This window comes from Streptosporangium sp. NPDC049644, assembly GCF_040675205.1.
In the GTDB taxonomy this organism is placed as follows: Bacteria; Actinomycetota; Actinomycetes; order Streptosporangiales; family Streptosporangiaceae; genus Streptosporangium; species Streptosporangium fukuiense.
On the sequence record NZ_JBFAOJ010000009.1, the window covers coordinates 114,444 to 134,902 of the forward strand.

Annotated in this window: 21 protein-coding genes; 6 read left to right on the forward strand and 15 right to left on the reverse strand. The window is 69.9% G+C overall.

The features are described 5' to 3' along the window. Positions 1-134: 134 nt before the first annotated feature. The 9 genes from AB0J58_RS07755 to AB0J58_RS07795 form a co-directional block, all read right to left on the reverse strand. Positions 135-902, reverse strand: coding sequence for an isoprenyl transferase (locus AB0J58_RS07755; protein WP_343977706.1), 768 nt, complete (start codon positions 900-902; stop codon positions 135-137). Positions 903-981: 79 nt separating this feature from the next. Continuing rightward, positions 982-1,458 carry a hypothetical protein gene (locus AB0J58_RS07760; RefSeq protein ID WP_364211677.1) on the reverse strand — a complete coding sequence of 159 codons (477 nt, stop codon included), beginning with the start codon at positions 1,456-1,458 and terminating at the stop codon, positions 982-984. Positions 1,459-1,546: 88 nt separating this feature from the next. Next, complete coding sequence (locus tag AB0J58_RS07765; RefSeq protein ID WP_364211680.1) at positions 1,547-2,503, reverse strand: hypothetical protein; 957 nt, start codon at positions 2,501-2,503, stop codon at positions 1,547-1,549. A 37-nt stretch (positions 2,504-2,540) separates the two neighbouring features. Then, entirely contained in the window at positions 2,541-2,723 is a 183-nt protein-coding gene (locus AB0J58_RS07770) for a hypothetical protein (protein ID WP_364211683.1), read from the reverse strand. 71 nt (positions 2,724-2,794) lie between these two features. Further along, positions 2,795-3,157 carry a hypothetical protein gene (locus AB0J58_RS07775; protein WP_364211686.1) on the reverse strand — a complete coding sequence of 121 codons (363 nt, stop codon included), beginning with the start codon at positions 3,155-3,157 and terminating at the stop codon, positions 2,795-2,797. Then, a complete protein-coding gene (locus AB0J58_RS07780) occupies positions 3,150-4,013 on the reverse strand; it encodes a DUF692 domain-containing protein (RefSeq protein ID WP_364211689.1) in 864 nt (287 codons plus the stop codon). Before AB0J58_RS07780 ends, AB0J58_RS07775 begins: the two co-directional genes overlap by 8 nt. After that, entirely contained in the window at positions 4,006-4,953 is a 948-nt protein-coding gene (locus AB0J58_RS07785) for a TIGR04222 domain-containing membrane protein (RefSeq protein WP_364211692.1), read from the reverse strand. Before AB0J58_RS07785 ends, AB0J58_RS07780 begins: the two co-directional genes overlap by 8 nt. 107 nt (positions 4,954-5,060) lie before the next feature. Beyond that, entirely contained in the window at positions 5,061-6,860 is a 1,800-nt protein-coding gene (locus AB0J58_RS07790) for a phosphoenolpyruvate carboxykinase (GTP) (RefSeq protein WP_364211695.1), read from the reverse strand. Positions 6,861-7,151: 291 nt separating this feature from the next. Then, on the reverse strand, positions 7,152-7,679 hold the full coding sequence (locus AB0J58_RS07795) for a hypothetical protein (RefSeq protein WP_364211698.1): 528 nt from the start codon (positions 7,677-7,679) through the stop codon (positions 7,152-7,154). Positions 7,680-7,745: 66 nt separating this feature from the next. Between AB0J58_RS07795 and AB0J58_RS07800 the strand changes: the two genes are divergently transcribed. Then, positions 7,746-8,354: a TetR family transcriptional regulator gene (locus AB0J58_RS07800; RefSeq protein ID WP_364211701.1), complete on the forward strand. Its 609-nt coding sequence runs from the start codon at positions 7,746-7,748 to the stop codon at positions 8,352-8,354. A gap of 18 nt (positions 8,355-8,372) precedes the next feature. Here AB0J58_RS07800 and AB0J58_RS07805 read toward each other — a convergent pair whose 3' ends face one another. From AB0J58_RS07805 to AB0J58_RS07815, 3 genes are all read right to left on the reverse strand, one after another. Continuing rightward, complete coding sequence (locus AB0J58_RS07805; RefSeq protein ID WP_364211704.1) at positions 8,373-9,614, reverse strand: C40 family peptidase; 1,242 nt, start codon at positions 9,612-9,614, stop codon at positions 8,373-8,375. Positions 9,615-9,812: 198 nt separating this feature from the next. Further along, positions 9,813-10,313, reverse strand: a complete 501-nt coding sequence (gene greA, locus AB0J58_RS07810; protein WP_343977738.1) for a transcription elongation factor GreA — start codon at positions 10,311-10,313, stop codon at positions 9,813-9,815. Between the two features lie 106 nt (positions 10,314-10,419). Then, positions 10,420-10,848: a DUF4307 domain-containing protein gene (locus tag AB0J58_RS07815; protein ID WP_343977741.1), complete on the reverse strand. Its 429-nt coding sequence runs from the start codon at positions 10,846-10,848 to the stop codon at positions 10,420-10,422. 228 nt (positions 10,849-11,076) lie between these two features. Between AB0J58_RS07815 and mca the strand changes: the two genes are divergently transcribed. From mca to AB0J58_RS07830, 3 genes are all read left to right on the forward strand, one after another. After that, positions 11,077-11,961, forward strand: coding sequence for a mycothiol conjugate amidase Mca (gene mca, locus AB0J58_RS07820; RefSeq protein ID WP_364211708.1), 885 nt, complete (start codon positions 11,077-11,079; stop codon positions 11,959-11,961). A 34-nt stretch (positions 11,962-11,995) separates the two neighbouring features. Then, positions 11,996-12,196, forward strand: a complete 201-nt coding sequence (locus AB0J58_RS07825; protein ID WP_364211711.1) for a hypothetical protein — start codon at positions 11,996-11,998, stop codon at positions 12,194-12,196. 157 nt (positions 12,197-12,353) lie between these two features. Then, positions 12,354-12,671: a GNAT family N-acetyltransferase gene (locus tag AB0J58_RS07830; RefSeq protein ID WP_364211714.1), complete on the forward strand. Its 318-nt coding sequence runs from the start codon at positions 12,354-12,356 to the stop codon at positions 12,669-12,671. Between the two features lie 93 nt (positions 12,672-12,764). Here the strand turns inward: AB0J58_RS07830 and AB0J58_RS07835 are convergent, their stop codons facing one another. Further along, positions 12,765-13,925, reverse strand: a complete 1,161-nt coding sequence (locus tag AB0J58_RS07835; protein WP_364211717.1) for a hypothetical protein — start codon at positions 13,923-13,925, stop codon at positions 12,765-12,767. A gap of 386 nt (positions 13,926-14,311) precedes the next feature. Here AB0J58_RS07835 and AB0J58_RS07840 point away from each other — a divergent pair, with 386 nt between their 5' ends. Next, on the forward strand, positions 14,312-16,312 hold the full coding sequence (locus AB0J58_RS07840) for a thioredoxin domain-containing protein (RefSeq protein WP_364211720.1): 2,001 nt from the start codon (positions 14,312-14,314) through the stop codon (positions 16,310-16,312). Positions 16,313-16,314: 2 nt separating this feature from the next. On the opposite strand, the gene AB0J58_RS07845 is transcribed toward AB0J58_RS07840, so the two are convergent. Together AB0J58_RS07845 and AB0J58_RS07850 are read right to left on the reverse strand one after the other, a co-directional pair. Beyond that, on the reverse strand, positions 16,315-18,456 hold the full coding sequence (locus tag AB0J58_RS07845) for a transglycosylase domain-containing protein (protein ID WP_364211723.1): 2,142 nt from the start codon (positions 18,454-18,456) through the stop codon (positions 16,315-16,317). A 104-nt stretch (positions 18,457-18,560) separates the two neighbouring features. Then, on the reverse strand, positions 18,561-19,040 hold the full coding sequence (locus tag AB0J58_RS07850) for an Lrp/AsnC family transcriptional regulator (RefSeq protein WP_030910940.1): 480 nt from the start codon (positions 19,038-19,040) through the stop codon (positions 18,561-18,563). A gap of 102 nt (positions 19,041-19,142) precedes the next feature. On the opposite strand from AB0J58_RS07850, the gene hppD reads away from it, so the two are divergent. Further along, positions 19,143-20,252, forward strand: coding sequence for a 4-hydroxyphenylpyruvate dioxygenase (gene hppD / locus AB0J58_RS07855; RefSeq protein WP_343977766.1), 1,110 nt, complete (start codon positions 19,143-19,145; stop codon positions 20,250-20,252). The last annotated feature ends 207 nt before the right edge of the window (positions 20,253-20,459 follow it).

Here is a 20,459-nt window from a genome sequence, read left to right on the forward strand (position 1 = left end):
TCAGCGAATCGTGACGCAAAGGCGGGCCCTCTCCGGCGTAGGTGAGTCGTGCTCTCCTACTTCTTACGGTACGTCCTGAATGCCCTACTTCCAACTGCTTAAGACTGACCGAAAGGGGTCGTTCATGTGCTGTTTCAGGAACCGTACCTACGGTGCCGCGCGGCGTACGAGCGGAGGGCCCGCAAGAAGTCGACCCTGCGGAAGTCAGGCCAGTAGGCCTCGCAGAAGTAGAACTCGGAGTGGGCGCTCTGCCAGAGCAGGAAGCCGGAGAGCCGCTGCTCTCCCGAAGTACGGATGACCAGATCCGGGTCGGGCTGGCCGCGCGTGTAGAGATGCTTCGCGATGTGCTCCACATCGAGGACCTCGACAAGGTCCTCGATGCTCGCGCCCTTGCTCGCGTGCTCCTGGAGAAGGGAGCGCACCGCATCAGCGATCTCACGCCTTCCTCCATACCCAACGGCAACGTTCACAATCAAACCGGGACGATGTGATGTCGCTTCTTTTGCATCTTTGAGCACACGGGCCGTGTGATCCGGCAAAAGATCTAGCGCACCCATGGGCTTGATGTGCCAGCCGTCGGCCACGAGTTCCTGGACCACGTCCTCGATGATCTTCATCAGGGGGTCCAGCTCGTCCTTGGAACGGTTGATGTTCTCGCTGGAGAGCAGCCACACGGTGACGACCTCGACACCGGCCTCGCGGCACCAGCCGAGCAGCTCCGAGATCTTGTCCGCGCCCTTGCGATGTCCGCGGCTCACGTCGTCGATGCCCATCGAGCGTGCCCAGCGACGGTTACCGTCAACGATCACGCCGACGTGCCGGGGAAACATCTCCCGCTGACGGGACAGCTTCGCTTCGAGCCGGCGCTCGTAGAGTCGATAGACGAGATCGCGCACGCCCATTGGAGCCCCTCCCTCAGCACCCGCCATGAATGGGCGCCGACAGGCAATTATCGCCGTCCCGCGGACCCCTCCGCCCCCTCTACAGGGATCTGGCCGACTTGCCCGGTTTGTATGGTCCTAGGCATCCTTCGGCTTCCGCGATGATGTCTTCCACGAAAACCCCCAGCTCAGCAGAAGTGAGCACGGCGCGCATACCCACTCCGCCGCCGCCCCATGCCTCCAGGAACGCTCTCCTGGTGAGCCGCCATGCCCCGGCCGGGCCGCGCCGTCCGGGAACCCAGATCGGAATGGTGCGCAGTTGGCAGCGGAGTTCACCCCCGCCGACGACCCCGTTCCTGGCCCGGTAACGAAAGGCGAACAGTTCCGCGTCACCGGGGAAGCGGTCGTCGGGATCGGGCCACCGCGCCTCGTGGCCGGCGCGGGCCTCGGCGACCCCGCGCGCCAGCCGGCTGAGAGTCCAGCCGCAGCGCTCCCCCACCGTCCCGTACAACGCGCCGTCGCGATGGAGTTCGAGCGTTATCTCGTACGGCGTACCGACACTGTCCCGGCACGCCACCGGCGTAACGGTCAGATAAGAACCATCAAGACAACGCACTCCCCCCACCTCAGAGAGGGTATCCCCGGCTCAGACCATCAAAACGTGATCAACGCCATCCATGTCCCCGCCAGCCGGGCGGCTGGTGCCACTCGGTCCATCCGTACCCCAGGCGCCCGTCGGAGGCCTCGAACCGGCACAGGGCACGCGGGAACCGGGCGATCTCCCCGTCCGGCGACGTCATGGCGACCGGGGCGAAGGCGAGCGGGACGACGGTCATCGGCATCCCCGGCACCTCCAGCCGCGCCCTGGACGGGAATCCGTCCTCCCCGAACTCGCTCGCCGCGGTGAAGCCCTCACGGTGCTCCAGCGCCCCGCCCGGCGGAGCCGTGAAGCATGGCCAGGGCATCTCGAAGCCGACGTTCGCCCGCATGCCGTGAAAGAACGTGCCGTCGTCGAGCCGGCCCGAGCTCCACAGCCACGACGGCCCCCACCAGTCACGCTCTCCCCAGCTGTGGTCGCGCTCACCATGACCGGAGAAGGCGATCTCCTCGCCACCGACCCGGATGGTCCCCTCGACCTCGCAGGGGACCTCGTAGCGCGGGACGAAGCCGTAGGGGTATGCCTCGCCGGCGCTCCGCCACTCCAGGTCGAACGCCAGGGAGGTCGTGGCGGCGCCGTCCAGGTCCCGGTACGCCAGGGCGGGGTCGGAGAGGACGGCGGCCGCCCCCGCCTCGAGGCTCACCCGCAGGGACCGCATGGGGAGCGTCACGTCGTGGGTGGCCTGGAAGTTCTCGCCCCGCACCGCGAGGTCGGGACCGGGGAGCGGGACATGGTGGTCGACCAGCAGCACCGTGGGCCTGCCCACGCCGACCAGGCACGCCCAGTACCAGGCGCGGTTCCAGTTGGGATACAGGCCCAGCCGGACGTAACCGGCGAGCGCGCCGTCCTCGGTCGTGAAGTCCAGGTAGACCGACTCGCTCCACAGCGGCTCGGCACCGGCCGGGTGCGTCCCCTCGTCCTCGGGGCGCAGCGGCCAGGTCGCGTGATCGGCGGAATTCCCCACGGTCGCTCCCGGCACAGGCACTCGATCATGTACCGGCTCAACCTAACCGACGGCGCCTCCGCAGCATAGAGCCCCTGGCGGCCGTCGCTCCGGTCTTCCGGCCCCCGGTGCCGGTCGAACGGCGTGCGCGCGAGGAGTGCACGGCCAGGCGTAGCGCGACCAGCCCGGCGACCAGGAGGAGCACGACGAGCACGGTGATGATGATCTTTGCGATGTGCATGCCGACCTCCGGGACGACTTCCCTTCCCGAGGTCCACTACCCAGTGGACGAACAGGGAAGGCCGCAAGTTTCTAACGGCGCCTGGCGAAAGGCGACCATCGGCGGGGCCCAGGGGTGACGGACTCCTTCGGCAGCCGCCCCGCCGCGCGCAGCCGGTCGGCGAAGTCGCGGGCGTCGGCGTGCGAGCCGCCCGGCGGCTTGGGGCGGCCTCGCGCGTACGCGTCGAACTCCGCGGCGAAGCCGTCGCCGAGCAGCGCGGCCAGGTCGGGCCGGAGACGGGCCACCGTTCTGCGCCGCTTGGAGATCAGGCCGGACTCCTGGATCAGCAGCCGCTCCCTGTCGAACCCCGGCGGTGCCTCCTCCCCCGCCACCAGGGCGGCCAGCAGCGCTGCCTGCGCCCCGGCCAGCGCCTCCCTGGCCGCGTCCTCAGACACCGGACATCGCGCCGCGGATCCGGCCCAGCTCCCGCTCCAGCGCGCCGTCGCTGGGGTAGTCGTCGTCCCATTCGAGCAGCACTCCCGGCGGATCCACCCTGGCGCACAGCTCCGCGAGGATGTCCAGCACCTCCTCGGGGACGCGGGCGGTGTGGGTGTCGTGCCACAGCCCTCCGCGGGAGTGGCCCCCGGCGACATGGACGTAGGCGAGTTCGGACAGCGGCAGGCCGTCCAGCGCGGCGGTGGCCGACAGCCCCAGGTTGACCTGGTTCGTGTAGAGGTTCGCCACGTCGACCAGGAGCCCGACGCCGGTCATCTCCACCAGCTCTCCGAGAAAGGCGGCCTCGGTCATCTCGTCCTCCGGCCAGCCGAACAGTGCCGCGACGTTCTCCAGGGCCAGCGGGACGGGAAGCGCCTCCTGTGCCCGCCGCACGTTCTCCGCGACAACGGCCAGCGCGGCCCTGGTACGCGGCACCGGCAGCAGGTGGCCGGCCTCCATGCCGCCCGCCCTGACGAAGGCCAGGTGCTCGCTGACCAGCGGCGCCTCCAGGGCGCGCGCGCAGTCCGCCAGCCGCGCCAGCCGCCGAGGGTCGGGATGCTCGGCACCGCCGATGCCCAGCCCGACGCCGTGCGGGATCACCGGCACGCCCCGGGCGCGGAGCACCCGCAGTGACTCGGGGAGCCGGGCCGGGTCGACGTTCTCGGCGACGACCTCGACGAAGTCGACCCCGGGCAGCCGTTCCACGGTCAGGTCGATCTCCGGCCGCCAGCCGATGCCCACGGCCGGCCCGGCCGCCGCCGGGAGCGCCCCGCCGGCGACCGTCCTCGCCGCGGCGACCGGGGGACGCTCACCCACCGCAGCCGCCCCCGCACCCGCCACCGCAACCGGACCCGCCACCGTCACTCGATCCGCCACCGTCACTCGATCCGCCACCTGAGTCGCCCCAGCTCCCGGATCCGAAGTCACCGCCGCCGCCACCGCAGGCGCCGACCGCGCAGCCGCTCCCGGAACCACTCGCGCTCTGGCGCTGGAGCTCCTCCACAAGGCCGGGCTCGTCGAGCTCCCCCAGCCCGTACAGGGCGACGGGAATGCCGACGGCGAAGGCCAGGTCGGGCGCGACGGGGCGGGCGCCCCGGACATAGGTCCCGCGGGCGGAGGTGAGCACGTCGTGGCCCGCGTGGCTCAGGACGTCGCGCAGCAGCCGCTTGTGCCGCGCGTAGACGGAGAACCCGAGGAGCGCCGCGATAAGTGCGACCAGCAGCGCCGCGGCGCCGAGCCTTCCCCTGGCGCCCGCGATCAGGATGCCCACCGCGAGGACCAGCGTGACGATCGAGGTGACCAGGAGCCGGTTCAGCAGTCCCCGCGCGTGGTCGAGCGCGCTCTCGGGCACCAGCAGGCCCAGTCCCAGCAGCCGGTAGCGCAGGCCGTCGACGGCCTGTCCGGCGGCCACCGCGTGGCGGAGCTCGCCCACCGGGGCGGCGCCCCCACGCTGGGCGAGCGCCGCCGTGACGGCGTGTTCGATCGGGTCGGGAGAGGGCACGGCCCCGGCGACCAGGCTGACCTGACCGCCTCGCGAGACCCGGATCACCCCGGCTTTGGCCAGCATGCCGAGCGCGGTGTTGACCACTCGGCGCGGGCCTCCGGAGAGGTAGGCGAGCTCATAGGGGGTCGGCGGCCCGCCGTGGTGGCGGGTCACCGCCGAGCGGACCCGGCGGTGCTCACGGCCGAGCGTGAACGCCGTGGAGACGACGGCCAGGGCGGCGGCGAAGGCGATGACGAACAGCGGGAACCCCATATCCGCCTCCTCGGGGGAAAGGGATCGCAGGCGTGACGTCCCGTGTATCCGATTGGACGCGCACAGCCTGTCAGAAGTTTCCCCCGTCTTCGACCCCTTTGCAGCTGTCAGCCCAGGCGGGCGACGAGTGCCTCGTGCTCCTCCCAGAGCTCGCGGGGCAGGTGGTCGCCGAAGGTCTGGAAGAAGGCGGGCATGAGCGCCGCCTCCTGCCGCCAGATCTCCTCGTCGACGCTGAGCAGCGTCCGCATGTCCTCCTCGGAGACCGCGAGACCGTCGGTGTCGAGCTCGGCGGGGAGCAGGCCGATGGGGGTGCGCACCGCCTCCGCCTGGCCGTTGAGACGGTCGACGATCCACTTGAGCACGCGGGAGTTCTCCCCGAACCCGGGCCAGATGAACTTGCCCTCGTCGTTCTTGCGGAACCAGTTCACGTAGTAGACGCGCGGCAACTCGGCGTTCTCCCGCCGGCCGATCTTGAGCCAGTGGGCGAAGTAGTCGCCCATGTTGTAGCCGCAGAAGGGCAGCATCGCGAACGGGTCGCGGCGCAGCTCGCCGACCTTGCCCTCGGCGGCGGCGGTCTTCTCCGAGGCGATGTTGGCCCCGATGAAGACGCCGTGCTGCCAGCTCAGCGCCTCCGTCACCAGCGGGACCGCGCTGGCGCGGCGCCCGCCGAACAGGATCGCCGAGATCGGCACGCCCGCGGGATCCTGCCACTCACGGGCGATCGTCGGGCACTGCGCGGCGGGGACCGTGAAGCGGGCGTTGGGGTGCGCGGCCGGCTCGCCGGACTCCGGCGTCCAGTCACGGCCCTTCCAGTCGGTCAGGTGCGCCGGGGGCTGGTCGGTGAGTCCCTCCCACCACACGTCACCGTCGTCGGTGAGGGCGACGTTCGTGAAGATGCTGTTGCCCCAGAGCGTCTCGATCGCGTTGGCGTTGGTGGACTCGCCGGTGCCGGGAGCGACGCCGAAGAAGCCCGCCTCTGGGTTGATGGCCCGCAGCCTTCCGTCGGCACCGAAGCGCATCCAGGCGATGTCGTCGCCGATCGTCTCGACCTTCCAGCCCGGGATGGTCGGCTGGAGCATGGCGAGGTTCGTCTTGCCGCACGCGCTCGGGAAGGCCGCCGCGACGTAGCGCGTCTCCCCCGAAGGCGGGGTGAGCTTGAGGATGAGCATGTGCTCGGCCAGCCAGCCCTCGTCCCGGGCCATCGTGCTGGCGATTCGCAGCGCGTAGCACTTCTTGCCGAGCAGGGCGTTGCCGCCGTACCCCGAGCCGTAGGACCAGATCTCGCGGGTCTCGGGGAAGTGGCTGATGTACTTGGTGGCGTTGCACGGCCACGGCACGTCGTCCTGGCCGGGTTCGAGCGGGGCGCCGACCGAGTGGACCGCCTTGACGTAGCCGCCGCGCTCCTCGATGAGCCGCAGCGCGTCCTCGCCCATCCGGGTCATGACGCGCATCGACACGACCACGTACGGCGAGTCGGTGATCTCCACACCGAGCTGGGAGATCTCACCGCCCAGCGGCCCCATGCAGAACGGCACGACGTACATCGTCCGGCCGCGCATGCTGCCCTTGAAGATCTCGCCGAAGGTGCGGCGCATCTCGGCGGGGGCGATCCAGTTGTTGGTCGGCCCGGCATCCTCCTCGCGCTCCGAGCAGATGTAGGTCCGGTCCTCGACCCGGGCGACGTCGCTGGGGTCGGAGGCGGCGTGGAAGCTGTTCTGCCGCTTGGCCAGGCGTGTGAAGGTCCCTCGCTCGACCAGCAGGTTCGTCAGGCGCGTCCATTCGACCTCGGAGCCGTCGCACCATTCGATCCGGTCCGGCTGTGTCAGCTCGGCGATCTCCCTGACCCATTCGGCCAGTTCCGCATGACTGGTCGGGCTGGTGGTGTTCACGTCTACGGTAAGGGACACTGCTCGGGCTCCTTTACGCTTCACGGGGCCAAAACATCATTAACGACGGAACCGCGCTTAATCCAATTGGCGTAGACCAGTGAATTCGCGCGATCAGATGTCAAGGCGCTTCCGGCTCGGCGTCTCCTGCGGTGTATAGCCTGGCAGGAGCCGCAGGGCTGTGCAGCCCCCTACCCAGAAAAAACGGCTCTAAAAAAGCTTTTCCCGCACTGGTATAGGCCAATGAGAAAGGTCTAAACCAATCGGCCGACAGGTTCAGACCAATTTATCGGCCATTCCCGCTGCCCAGCCTCAGGAATTCACGTCGGGTCCGGCGGCCCGGACACGGTCGACATGCCGTAGCGCGTCCCTCAGATCCGCCAGCCAGGTGTCGGTGTGGTCGCCCACCAGACGTACGCACCAGGCGAGCGCGTCACTGCGGCTGCGGGCCACCCCCGCGGCCACGAGGGTGTCGAGCACCCGGCGCTCCGACTGCCTGAGCCTGGTCATGACGGGCACCGACAGTGTGGTGAACATCACCGTCTCGCCGCCGACCGCGACCCCCCAGGAGACCTTCCTGCGGAACAGGTGTTCGGCCTCCAGGGCGATCTCCACGCGCCGCTCCCTGGTCTCCTCGCGGAAGCGCAGGATGCCGCCCTCCAGTGCGGCGGAACGCTCCACCTCCGAGACGTCGTCACCGAGCGCGGGAGCCCGGAGCCGGCCGACCACCGCGATCTCCTCGCGGTCCAGCACGATCTCGGGCTCGCCTTCGAACCATTCCCGGGGCAGCCTTCCCGAGAACCAGCCGCGCAGCTTCTCCACTGTTTTATCTTTTTCCATGTAATTTAGATTACAACGTTCACCGCCGCTGTCCACGGTGGCCCGCACAGGCGCGAGAATCGGCGAATGAGATCACCCCAACGCGCCGGAGGGCTGCGTGAGCGCAAGAAGGCGAAGACCCGCTGTGCGATTCAGGAGCACGCGCTGCGTCTGTTCGCCGAGCGGGGATACGAGGCCACGACCGTCGAGCAGATCGCCGAGGCGGCGGAGGTGTCGCCGAGCACCTTCTTCCGCTACTTCCCCACCAAGGAGGACGTGGTCGTCCAGGACGGGTACGACTCGCTGATCGTCTCCGCGCTCCGCGAGAGCAGCCCGGAGGCGACGCCCATCGACGCGTTCCGGCAGGCCGTGCGGGCCGTGTTCGAGAGCTTCCACGCCGAGGACTTCTCCCGGGCCGCCGCCATGGCCCGGCTCGTCCTCTCCGTGCCCGCGCTGCGGGCCAGGCGACTCCAGGCCGCCGCCGGCACGCACACGGCGATGTGTACGGAGATCGCCTCCCGCACCGGCCGCGATCCCCGCGACCTCTCCGTCGAGACCTTCGCCGCCGCGGTGCTCGGGGCCATGCTCCCCTCCGTCGCCCGCTGGGCCGCGAACCCCTCGGAGAACCTGCCCGACCTCCTCGACACCGCCCTGGTCCAGCTCGCCGCCGGCCTCCCGCTCACCGGTACGCGGTAGGCGAAAGGCCCAGGGGGCCTAGCGGACGCGGGCGGCGACCGCCGGGCTGACGCGCACGGCCCCGGCGAAGTTGCGGGTGGTGACGGGGACGAGCTTGACCACGTCGCCGGTCCTGGGAGCGTGCAGCATCTTGCCGTCCCCCCAGTAGATCGCCACGTGCGAGACGTAACCGGGGTTGGTGGGGTCGTGCCGCCAGAACAGCAGGTCCCCCGGCTGTGCCTGGGCGAGCGGGATCTGCGGGCCCGAGACGAACTGCTGGTGCGTCACCCGGGGCACCGTGATCCCCGCCTGGGCGTACGCCCACTGGACCAGGCCCGAGCAGTCGAAGCTGTCCGGCCCTTCCGCGCCCCACACGTACGGGCGGCCGAGCTTGCTGATCGCGGCGGTGAGCGCGGTCCTGATCTGGGGAGTGGTCGGGAAGGAACCGGCCGGCCAGTTCGTGCTCCGGGGGGCCGTCAGCACCGGGTTGATCACGGCGACCTGCCCTCCCTTGGGCAGTACGCGCAGGAGCGCGCGACGCAGCTTCGCGGAGTCGGCCTTCGGGGCGCTCACCACGAGCGCGTTGTTCTCCGGGATGCCCAGTGCGCGGGCGGTCGGCCGGGAGACCACCGCGTCGATGGCGCCCATGCCCATCGTGGCGTAGGCGCCGACCCTCAGGTTCTGCCCGGCGGTGGTGAACGTCTTGCCCAGCGGCATGCCCCCGTCGTTGCCCAGGACGAAGGAGACGGCGACCTCCCCCGCCGAGACGTTCCGCCAGAGCCTGTCGGAGCGCGCCGTCGGCTTGGGGGTGTAGGCGCGGAACGTCGAGGGGTTCACCCCGAGCGTCTGAACCCGCTTGCCGTCCAGGATCACCTCCGCGGCGTCGGCGCGCTCCACCGCCCGCACCCCGGAGAGCTGGGCGACCTTGGCCACCACCGCCGAGCTGAGCGGCTTGGGCGCCACGACGAAAAGATGCGGTTTCCGCATCGAGGTCAGCGGCGCCACCGGAGCGGGCGCCTGCGCGGGCTGGGCGGGCTTCGCCACCTGGGTCGGCACGGTGGCGACGGACCTGCGCATGGTGACCGTCTCCGGATCGGCCTCCGGCATCTGCGTGTAGATCATCAGACCGATGGCCAGCACGCCGACGAGCAGAACGGCGAGGATCGGGACCGCCTGCCTCATCAGGCGGGCGGCGCGGCTGTGGCGGAGACGTGGACGGTAGGCGAGGTCCTGGCGGGCCTCCCGAATCAGGTCGGAGACACGTGGCCGCCGATCGAACACGACATATCCCCTTCTCCCGCCGGGCCGGCCCTACGAGGGTGCCGTACACCGCCCGGCGATGCACGCGAACCCACCAAAAAGCGCCTTATCTGCAATACGGCCGAAAGACTACAAAACTCCCGCCAAATCCTCCAAGACATGGCAATCCGCCGGGACACCCGTCCCGGCGGATCAACGGATCAACGGAGTATGGGGAGGTCAGTTGCCGACGTACGGCACGGCCTCGAGGATCTCGACGGTGTTGGACCGGCCGTTCGGCATCGTGTAGGTCGCCTTCTCACCGATCTTCTTGCCGTTGATCGCCGAGCCGAGAGGCGACTTCGGCGAGTAGACGTCGATCGGGGCGCCGCTCTCCTCGCGGGAGGCCAGCAGGAAGGCGACCTCCTCGTCGTCGCCCTCGAAACGGACGGTGACCGTCATTCCTGGGCCCACCACGCCTTCGGTACGGGGCGCCTCACCGACCTTGGCGCTGTCCAGGATCTGACGGAGATGGAAGATGCGGGCCTCCATCTTGCCCTGCTCGTCCTTGGCGGCGTGGTAGCCACCGTTCTCCTTCAGGTCGCCCTCTTCGCGGGCCGCCTCGATCTTCTTGGCGATGTCGACGCGCCCGGGCCCCGAGAGATGCTCGAACTCAGCCTTCAGGCGGTCGTACGCCTCCTGAGTGAGCCAGGTGACGCTCTCGTTGTGGGAGTCGGCCACGGGTTCTCCTTGCTTCCTCTAGGGGGCTTCGTGCTTGGGGGTTGCGGACGGTCGAATCTCGACAGGCTAACAAGTTAGGCCTTCGTCCGCCTCCTCAAATGTCTCACTATACGAGATAGCAGTACTGGACATGACCAGAAGTGGCCTGAGCACTGGTCTCTAGCTGTTCAGTAAGCCGAACATACCCCTCACCAGCCGGAATATTGACCTCCTTGCTGCCGACCTCGACGTGGCTGACGTCGGTGGCCCGCAGCCGGCAGAGCGCCGCGCGATCAGATGGTTTGACGACCTCGAACATGATCTGCACAGAATCGCCGCGGCTGGCATCGAATGCGATGAGCTGGTCGATGACTTCCGTGTTGCCCTTGGACGCCCACATCACATAGCCCCAGCCCCCCGCGCACACGGCGCAGAGGATCGCGATCACGACGTGCACGACGAAGCGTCCCCTGCGCTCCGGACGGTCGGGAAAATCGTCCGGGGTGCCAAGGATCGGGCCGTTCTGACGGCCCTTCTCGGCTTCGCTGGTGGCCATGACGGAATCTCCCTGCACTACCTCGGTGTTATCCGAGACAATTGTCCCCTGCGGGGGCCTCGCCCTCGCGACCGCCCAAGAGAAACTAACCTCTTCACAGAGTGACGTAAGCCAAGGGCGCGCGGGGCACCGCGTCGAGCGGAGCGGGGGATACGGCCAGGTTAGGCCGCCCGCGAGGCGACCGACGACGATCCGAAGCGCGACCGACACAGAGGAGACACCGAGCCCGTGAGCGCACCACTCAGGCTGATGGCCGTCCACGCGCATCCCGACGACGAGTCGAGCAAAGGCGCCGCCACCATGGCGCGCTACGTGGCCGAGGGCGTGGACGTGCTGGTCTGTACGCTCACCGGGGGCGAACGCGGGTCGATCCTGAACCCCAAGATGGAGCGCCCGGAGATCCTGGAGAACATCGGCGAGGTGCGACGTCTGGAGATGGAGCGCGCCCGCGAGATCCTCGGCGTACGGCAGCGCTTCATGGGCTTCGTCGACTCCGGCCTGCCCGAGGACGAGAGCGAACCGCTACCCGAGGGCTGCTTCGCCCTGCAGCCCCTCCAGACCGCCTCGGCCTCGCTGGTTGCGGCCGTCCGCGAGTTCAGGCCGCACGTCATCCTCACCTACGACGACGACGGCGGCTATCCGCACCCCGACCACATCATGACCAACCGGGTCTCGGTGGAGGCGTTCGAGGCGGCGGGCGACCCCGACCGTTACCCGGGCACCGGCGAGCCCTGGCAGCCCCTGAAGCTCTACTACCACATGGGTTTCACCAAGGACAGGTTCGAGGCGCTGCACGAGGCGATGAACTCCCGCGGCATGGGCTCCCCCTACGCCGACTGGATCTCCCGCTGGGAGGACCGCCCGCAGAAGTGGCCGGTGACCACCCGGGTCCCCTGCGGCGACTACTTCGAGATCCGCGACGAGGCGCTGCTCGCGCACGCCACCCAGGTCGATCCGGACGGCTTCTGGTTCGTCTGCCCGCGTGACCTGCAGCGTGAGATCTGGCCGACCGAGGACTACCACCTGGCCCGCGCGCTCGTGGACGTCGAGCTTCCCGAGGACGACCTGTTCACCGGAATCCACGCGGACACGGTCTCGCACGCCTGCCACTGACGCGACCGTGGGGTGGCGGTGGCAGACTTGACGTGTGATTACACCAAACGTCCTCGACGAGTCCGTCGTCAACCCGGGCCTCGTGGGCTTCCTCGTCGTGGCAGCGATGGGGTTCGCCCTCTACCTGCTCGTCAAGTCGATGCGCAGGCAGATCTCCAGGATCGAGGTCCCCTCCGAGGCCGAGCTGAGGAATCAGCGGAGCACCGCCGGCACCACGACACCGACCGCCCCCTAGTCCGGTTCCGCGTACGTCCCCGGCCTGCCGGAGGCGGTCGAGGGACGGCCGGGGGTGATCGGGGCGATCACCCGCACCGCCGGACCCGTGACCCCGGCCGGTGACGGCTCGGCACGCGAAGAACCCGCCCGGCAGGGCCGACACCCCAAGGACGAGCATGGCCGACGACATCGAGGTCTCCGACAACCACGAGGCCGCCCGCTTCGAGATCCTGCTGGACGGCGGGGTCGCCGGGTTCGCCGCGTACCGGCTCCGATCCGGGAAGATCATTTTCACGCACACCGAGATCCTCCCCGAGTTCGAGGGCAGGGGCCTGGGCGGGCGGCTGGCCGCCGCGGCTCTCGACGCGAGCCGCGCCTCCGGCCGGATGGTCGTGCCGCTCTGCCCGTTCGTCGCCCGCTACATCCGGCGCCACCCCGAGTACCAGGACCTAGTGCCGGAGAGCTACCTCGACCTCCTGGACGAGGACGCCTGACCTCGGCGGCCGTGTGGCGGGCACCCGGTTCTCCGGACCTGGCCGACCGGCCCCTCCGCGCGTCCCGGCCGTCGGTCCGCGGCCCTCGCCCGCTCAGTCCCCGAGGGCGTCCGTCGAGGACCAGGCTCGCTCCAGCGCCTTGGGCAGGCCCCAGCGGCCCAGCGGGGTGAGCACCTCGGTCCTGTCGACGATCCCGAGGCACGCCCAGAGCGGGGTGACCGAGCTGAAGAGCGTCTCGGCCGCCTCCAGATCCTCCGGCTCGTCCATGTCGACGTCGATGTCCTCCGACTCGGCGATGAGCCGGGCGATCCGCTCGGGTGAGGCCAGCACCCCGGGACCGCGCCTGGCCAGGGCCGCGACCACGGCCAGCCAGTCGGCGTGGTGGATCGCGCACAGGGCGGCCAGCACCGAGTCCTCGTGGCTGAGCTCCCCGTCCAGATCGGTGAAGACCTCCAGCCGGTCCTCCTCCTCCGGCAGGTCGGAGATCGGCCCCGCGATACCCGCCGTGACGGTCAGCCAGAGTTCCTCGTCGTCGGCCGGCAGCGGCTCCCCCTCGTACCCGGCGCAGGCCCGCAGCACGTTTCCCGGATAGCCGGGGCCGGCCAGCACCTCGCGCAGCCGGGTGGCCGCGGCCCGCAGCTCTCTAACAGGCCGCTCGGGCTCGGGCAGCTCGGCCAGGATGCGCCGCAGCTCGCCCAGGGCGAACGCCTCCTCCTCGTCCCAGGCGGCGAACAGCTCCTCGTCCTGCTCGTCGGAGACCGCGGCTCCCGGGACCCGCCCGTCGGGCAGCGGACCGGTGAGCCAGCGCTCCTGGAAGTCCGCGTAGACCTCCCTGGCCTGCTCGTCGCCCCGTGCGAGCGCGTCCGGGTCGATCTCCCCCGCGGCGACCCGCTCCTCCAGGTAGGCGACCAGCCGGTTGAACATCTCCTCGCCGACCGGTCCCCGTTCGTCCTCCTCAGGCCAGACGAAGAAGCTGCGGGTGAGCAGGAGCGGCTCGGTGCCCGTGGACTCCATCCAGCGCTGCACGTCCCCCACGGTCGCGCCGCCGGACTCGATCGCGCTGAGGGTCGCCTTCGCGGAGTCCCAGAACGGCACCGACAGCGGGTTGCCCGCCGCCAGCAGCGCCCGCCTCAGATCGGGCAGCGCCACCAGCGCCACCCCGGACGGCACGGCGAGCAGCGCGCGGGCAACATCACGCCGGGTCAGCTCGGAAGCCGCCCTTCCGGCGTGCACACAGACGAAGTCGAGATCCACGCCCAGTGAGCCTACGCCCGAAGCGCGATGAACACACCTTCCCGCCCGGTGTCACCTCCAGCCCCTCGGCCGGCACGGCCTTCACCGGGCGGCCGGAGGGGAGAACGCGGCGGTGAACCCCGAACGCCCGGCGAGACGATCGCCGTCCACGGCGCGGGCCCGGCCGGGCTCAGGGCCACGCTCCCGGCGACCGCCGTCCCGGCCTTCTCGCCCTCGTCGAGCGGTTCGGCGGGACTCCCTTCGACGACTCCAGGGGGCCGGACGTCAAGGACCACGACCGCGGGCCGCTCGGCCTCGCCCTCGGTCTAGTGTGGAAAAACCGGGACGCGCGACCTGTGCGCACCCCGCGAGGAGAAGTACGCACCGCGTACCCAGGAAGGGTCTTCATGAACCGTTTGACGGACGCGACGAGCCCCTACCTGCTGCAGCACGCGGACAATCCCGTCGACTGGTTCCCCTGGGGGGACGAGGCCTTCGCGGAGGCGCGACGACGGAACGTGCCCCTGCTGATCAGCGTCGGTTACTCGGCGTGTCACTGGTGTCACGTGATGGCTCACGAGTCGTTCGAGGACCCCGGCACGGCCGCGCTGATGAACGAGCACTTCGTCAACGTCAAGGTCGACCGCGAGGAGCGCCCGGATGTCGACGCGGTCTACATGACGGCCACCCAGGCCATGACGGGCCAGGGCGGGTGGCCGATGACCGTCTTCGCCACCCCGGAGGGCCACCCCTTCTACACCGGCACCTACTTCCCCAGGCAGCAGTTCCAGCGGCTGCTGGCCGGAGTGTCGAACGCCTGGAACGGCGACCGGGAGGCGGTGCTCGAACAGAGCTCGAAGATCGTGGAGGCGCTGAACGAGCAGTCGGCGATGCCGTCGGGTCCACTGCCCGCGCCGAGCACGCTCACCCGGGCCGTGCAGAGCCTGGCCGAGTCCTTCGACTCGGCCCGCGGCGGCTTCGGCGGAGCGCCCAAGTTCCCGCCGTCGATGGCCCTGGAGTTCCTGCTGCGCTACGGCGCGACCCCCTCCGGCGAGGACACGCGGACGACCGCGAACGCGGCGATGTCCATGGCCGACCGGACGCTGGAGGCCATGGCCAGAGGCGGCATCTACGACCAGCTCGGCGGCGGGTTCGCCCGCTACAGCGTGGACGCGGACTGGGTGGTGCCGCACTTCGAGAAGATGCTCTACGACAACGCCCTGCTCCTGCGGGTCTACACACACTGGTGGCGTTCCACCGGTTCCGCCCTGGGCCGGCGGGTGGCGCTGGAGACCGCCGACTGGCTGCTGGCCGAGATGCGCACCCCCGAGGGGGGCTTCGCCTCCGCCCTGGACGCCGACAGCGAGGGCGTGGAGGGCAGGTTCTACGCCTGGACCCCCCGGGAGCTCCGCGAGGTCCTCGGCGAGGAGGACGGCGCCTGGGCGATCGACCTGTTCGAGGTGACGGGGACGTTCGAGCACGGCACCTCGGTGCTCCAGCTCCGCTCCGATCCCACCGACCCCGAGCGGTTCGCCCGGGTGCGCTCCGCGCTGCTGGCCGCGCGGGCCCGCCGGGTGCGTCCCGGGCGCGACGACAAGGTGGTGGCCGCCTGGAACGGCCTGGCCATCGCCGCCCTCGCCGAGACCGGCGCCCTGTTCGACCGGCCGGACCTCGTCGAGGCGGCACGCGAGGCGGCCACCCTGCTCGACGACCTCCACCTGGACGGTGACCGGCTGCTGCGCACCTCCCGCGACGGCCGCGCCGGCACCAACGCGGGGGTCCTGGAAGACTACGCCGACCTCGCGGAGGGCCTGCTGACCCTTTCCGGGGTGACCGGGGAGGTCCGCTGGTTCCGGCGGGCCGAGTCACTGCTGGAGACCGTCCTGGAGCGGTTCTCCGATGGCTCCGGCGGGTTCTACGACACCGCCGACGACGCCGAGCGGCTCTTCCAGCGCCCGCAGGACCCGACGGACAACGCCACCCCCTCCGGCCGGTTCGCCGCCGCGGGGGCGCTGCTGTCGTACGCGGCGCTGACCGGCTCGTCCCGGCACAGGGCGGCGGCCGAGGCGGCCCTGGGCACGGTCACCGTCCTGGCCGACAGGCACGCCCGGTTCGCCGGGTGGGGCCTTGCGGTGGCACAGGCGGCGGTGGCCGGCCCGATCGAGGTCGCGGTCGTGGGGCCGGCCGACGATCCGGCGACGGCGGCCCTGCACCGGGCCGCTCTGATGTCACCCCTGCCCGGCCTGGTCCTGGCACTCGGAGAGCCCGGTTCCGGCGAGATCCCGCTCCTGGCCGGCCGGGGCCTGGTGGGAGGCGCGCCCGCGGCCTACGTGTGCCGTGGCTTCACCTGCCGGATGCCCGTCACCACCCCCACGGCCCTGCGAGCCGACCTGGCGGGCGGGGCGTAGGGTCACTCGCTCCCCACGGGGGCGACGACACGGCGGCCCAGGCCGTTGAGATCGAACTCGTCGCCGCCTCCGCCGTCCTGGCCCTCCGGGCCGTTACCGGGGCCACCCTGCCCGTCGTCGCCCGGAGCCGAGGTCTGGCCGGGGCCAGGGGTCTCCTGTCCGGGACTCGCGCTCTGGCCGGGGCCGAAGGTGCCGGTCTCGTCGGGGGTGGGGCCGGCGGTGCCCTGGTCACCGCCCTGGTCGTCGTACCGGCCGTCGGAGCCGTAGACATCGTACGGGTTGGAGTAGCCGTAGCTGGACGGCTCCTTGAACTCCTTGACCGGCTTGCCGTCCATCGCCTCCGTCATGAAGGCGCGCCAGATCTGGGCGGGATAGGATCCGCCGTACTGGGCGCTGCCGTTCACGGTCACCGGCTTGTTGTCGTCGCGGAACATGTTCACCGCCGTGGCCAGCTGCGGGGTGAACCCGGCGAACCACACGGCCGCCGACTCGTCCGTGGTGCCGGTCTTGCCCGCCACGGGACGGTCGTACAGGCGGGCGCCCGAGCCGGTGCCCGCCTCGACGACCTGGGTCAGCGCGTAGGTGGCGTCGATGGCGGCCTGCTCGCTGAAGGCGCGCTTCCCCTTGGTGGAGCTCTTCACCACCTTTCCGCCGGCGTCGGTGACCGAGCGGATCACATGGGCCTCGCGGTGGACGCCCTCCGCGGCGAAGGTGGCGAAGCCCGAGGCGTTCTGCACCGCGCTCACCGAGGCCACGCCGAGCGGGAGGGTGGCCGCGGCCCGATGCGGGTCGAGCTGCCCGCTGGGGATTCCGGCGGCCTCGGCGACCTTGACCACCTTGTTCAGGCCGACCTTCTGGGCGAGGTCGACGAAGGCGGTGTTCACCGAGCTCTGGGTCGCCTTGACGAGGTTGACCTGGCCGTAGGAGTAGCCGCCCGAGTTGGGGATGTCGGCGGAGGCGATCCGCAGCGGCGAGTTGCCGTCGACCCTGGTGTCCAGGCCGAAGCCGTTGTTCAGGGCCGCGGCCAGCGTGTACGCCTTGAAGGTCGATCCGGCCTGCACCTTGGCCGAGAACGAGTTGTCGAACTTGTTGGCGGCGTAGTCGCGGCCGCCGTAGAAGGCGAGGACCTCACCGGACGCGGGATCGACGGCGGCCAGCCCGGTGCGGACCTTCCTGGGGGTGTTCTCCGGCAGGACCGAGGTGACGGCGCGCTCGGCGGCGGCCATCAGGTTCTTGTCGAAGGTCGATACGATCTTCAGCCCGCCCTGGTTGATGACCTCGTCGGTGTAGCCCCTGCTCTTGAGCTCGGCCGCCACCTGGTCGAGCATGTAGCCCTCCTGCCCCTTGGGCGCGAAGATCGCCTTGGGCTTTCTGAGGGTGGGGAAGGTCACCTCGGCGGCCTCGGTGGAGGTGACGGCCCCGATGGCCACCATCCCGTCGATCACCGACCTCCAGCGGTCCCTGGCCGCGTAGAGGTCCGCGCCCTGCGGGTCGGCGAACCTGGAGGGCTGCTGGATCACCGCGGCGAGGTAGGCGCCCTCGGCGAGGGTCAGCTTGCCCACGTCCTTGCGGAAGTAGGCGTCGGCCGCCGCCTGGACCCCGTCGGCGCCCCGGCCGAAGTAGATCGTGTTGAGGTACTGCTCCAGCACCCAGTCCTTCGACTTCGACTGGTCCACCTTCAGGGAGATCATGATCTCCTTGAGTTTGCGGATTATGGAACGTTCCTGACTGAGGCCGCTGTAGTAGTTGCGGACCATCTGCTGGGTGATCGTGGAGCCGCCCTGGAGCTGCTGCCCGGTGACCGTGGACCACATGGCCCGGAAGGTGCCCTTGAGGGAGATGCCCTGGTCGTCGTAGAACGAGCGGTTCTCCGCGGCGATGACCGCGTTGCGCAGGCCCTGCGGGACCTTGTCGAGGGTCACGCTCTTGCGGTTGACACCCTGCTTGGCCAGCACGGTCTTGCCGTCGCGATAGAAGATCACCGAGCCCTGCGCGGTGGCCCTGGGCTGGGTGCTGTCCGGGATGGGGGTCATCGCCCACACCACCCCGAGCAGGCCGATCACCGAGATGACACCGACGCCGAAGACGATGAGTGTGATCCGCAGGAGCTTCCTCCTGGGACTGCCCGTCCCGCCCTTTAGCACGCGTGACCCCCCGATCGGATCCGTCGCAGACCCCCGACGGCTGCGCGGACCGTTAAGGGTAAACGATGGATAACGGTGTCTGGCCCCTGCTTGGCATGGTACGGCTAGCTCCTCCCCTTGCGCGGGACATCGGCCACCAAAGGCAGAACACGGTATGGCACAGGGGTGTCCAAGGCGATCACCGACGAGGTCCTGACCACACCCCGGACGTCAACGATCAGGTCAATTACCCGCTGTAGATCGGCATTGCTGCGCGCCACCACGCGGCAGTGCATGTCGTCACCGCCGGTGATCGTGTGCACCTCCAGCACCTCGGGGATGGCCGCGAGTTGCACGGCGACCGGGTCGTGCCCGCTGACCTGGCGGATCTGCAGGGTCACGAACGCGGTCACGTCGTAGCCGAGCGCCGCTGGGGCGATGTCCGGGCCGAACCCGGTGACCACCCCCCGGGCGACCAGCCGGTCGAGGCGTGCCTGCACGGTCCCCCGGGCCACTCCGAGCCGCCGCGAGCACTCCAGCACCCCGAGTCTGGGCTCCGCCGCGAGCAGGGCGATGAGGCGGGCGTCGAGCTGATCGATCGTCATGATGTACAGGCGCTCCGCGATGATCGGCAACCGATTGTGCATATTGTGCACTATTTCAAGTGAGTGTTGCACAAACAGACCAGCAAATCAGAAGGTACTCGCATGAGCGACATCTTTCCGGTGAACGGCATGGACTCCGTGGTTTTCGCGGTGGGCAACGCCAAGCAGGCCGCCCACTACTACTCCAGCGCGTTCGGCATGCGGCTCGTGGCCTATCGGGGCCCGGAGAACGGCAGCCGCGACGAGGTGGCGTACGTCCTCACCTCGGGCGCCGCCAGGTTCGAGTTCCGCGGGGCGGTACGCCCCGGCACCGAGGTCGCCCGCCATGTGGCCGAGCACGGTGACGGCGTGATCGACCTCGCCATCGAGGTCCCCGACGTGGACACTGCCTACGCCCACGCGCTCGCCCAGGGCGCGCGGGGGCTGTCGGAGCCGCAGGTGCTGGAGGACGAGCACGGCAAGGTGGTGGTCGCGGCGATCGCCACCTACGGCGAGACCCGGCACACCCTCGTCGACAGGTCCAACTACAGCGGCGTCTACCTGCCCGGCTACCTCCCGGCGGAACCTCTGGTCGCGGCCCCCGACGTGAAGAACGGCCGCCTGTTCCAGGCCGTCGACCACTGCGTCGGCAACGTGGAACTCGGCAAGATGGACGAGTGGGTGGAGTTCTACAGGCGGGTCATGGGCTTCACCAACATGGCGGAGTTCATCGGCGACGACATCGCCACCGAATACTCGGCGTTGATGTCCAAGGTGGTCGCGGACGGCACCCGCAAGGTGAAGTTCCCGCTCAACGAGCCGGCGATCTCCAAGAAGAAGTCGCAGATCGACGAGTACCTGGAGTTCTACGGCGGCCCCGGCGTGCAGCACATCGCGCTGGCCACCAACGACATCCTCGGCACCGTCGACCGCATGCGCGAGGCCGGGGTCGGCTTCCTGGACACTCCCGCCTCCTACTACGACGACCCGGAGCTGCGGAAGCGCATCGGCGAGGTCCGCGCGCCGATCGAGGAGCTGAAGAAGCGCGGCATCCTGGTCGACCGGGACGAGGACGGCTACCTGCTGCAGATCTTCACCAAGCCGGTGCAGGACCGTCCGACCGTGTTCTTCGAGCTGATCGAGCGGCATGGCTCGCTCGGCTTCGGCAAGGGCAACTTCAAGGCGCTCTTCGAGGCGATCGAGCGTGAGCAGGACCTCAGGGGAAACCTGTGACCGCGGCTCAGAGGTAACCCACGACCGCCTTTGGCTTTGTGATGGCACTCTTCCGGCAATCACCCATAAATGGGATCAATACCGCCACCGCCGGATGACCGGGGATCGGACCCGTGGTCCGATCCCGCTCCACCGGGGCCGGGCCACCCAGGTCCCGGCCCCGGTCCACACCACGGCCCCGGCCCGGAACCCGGCCCCGGCTACGGT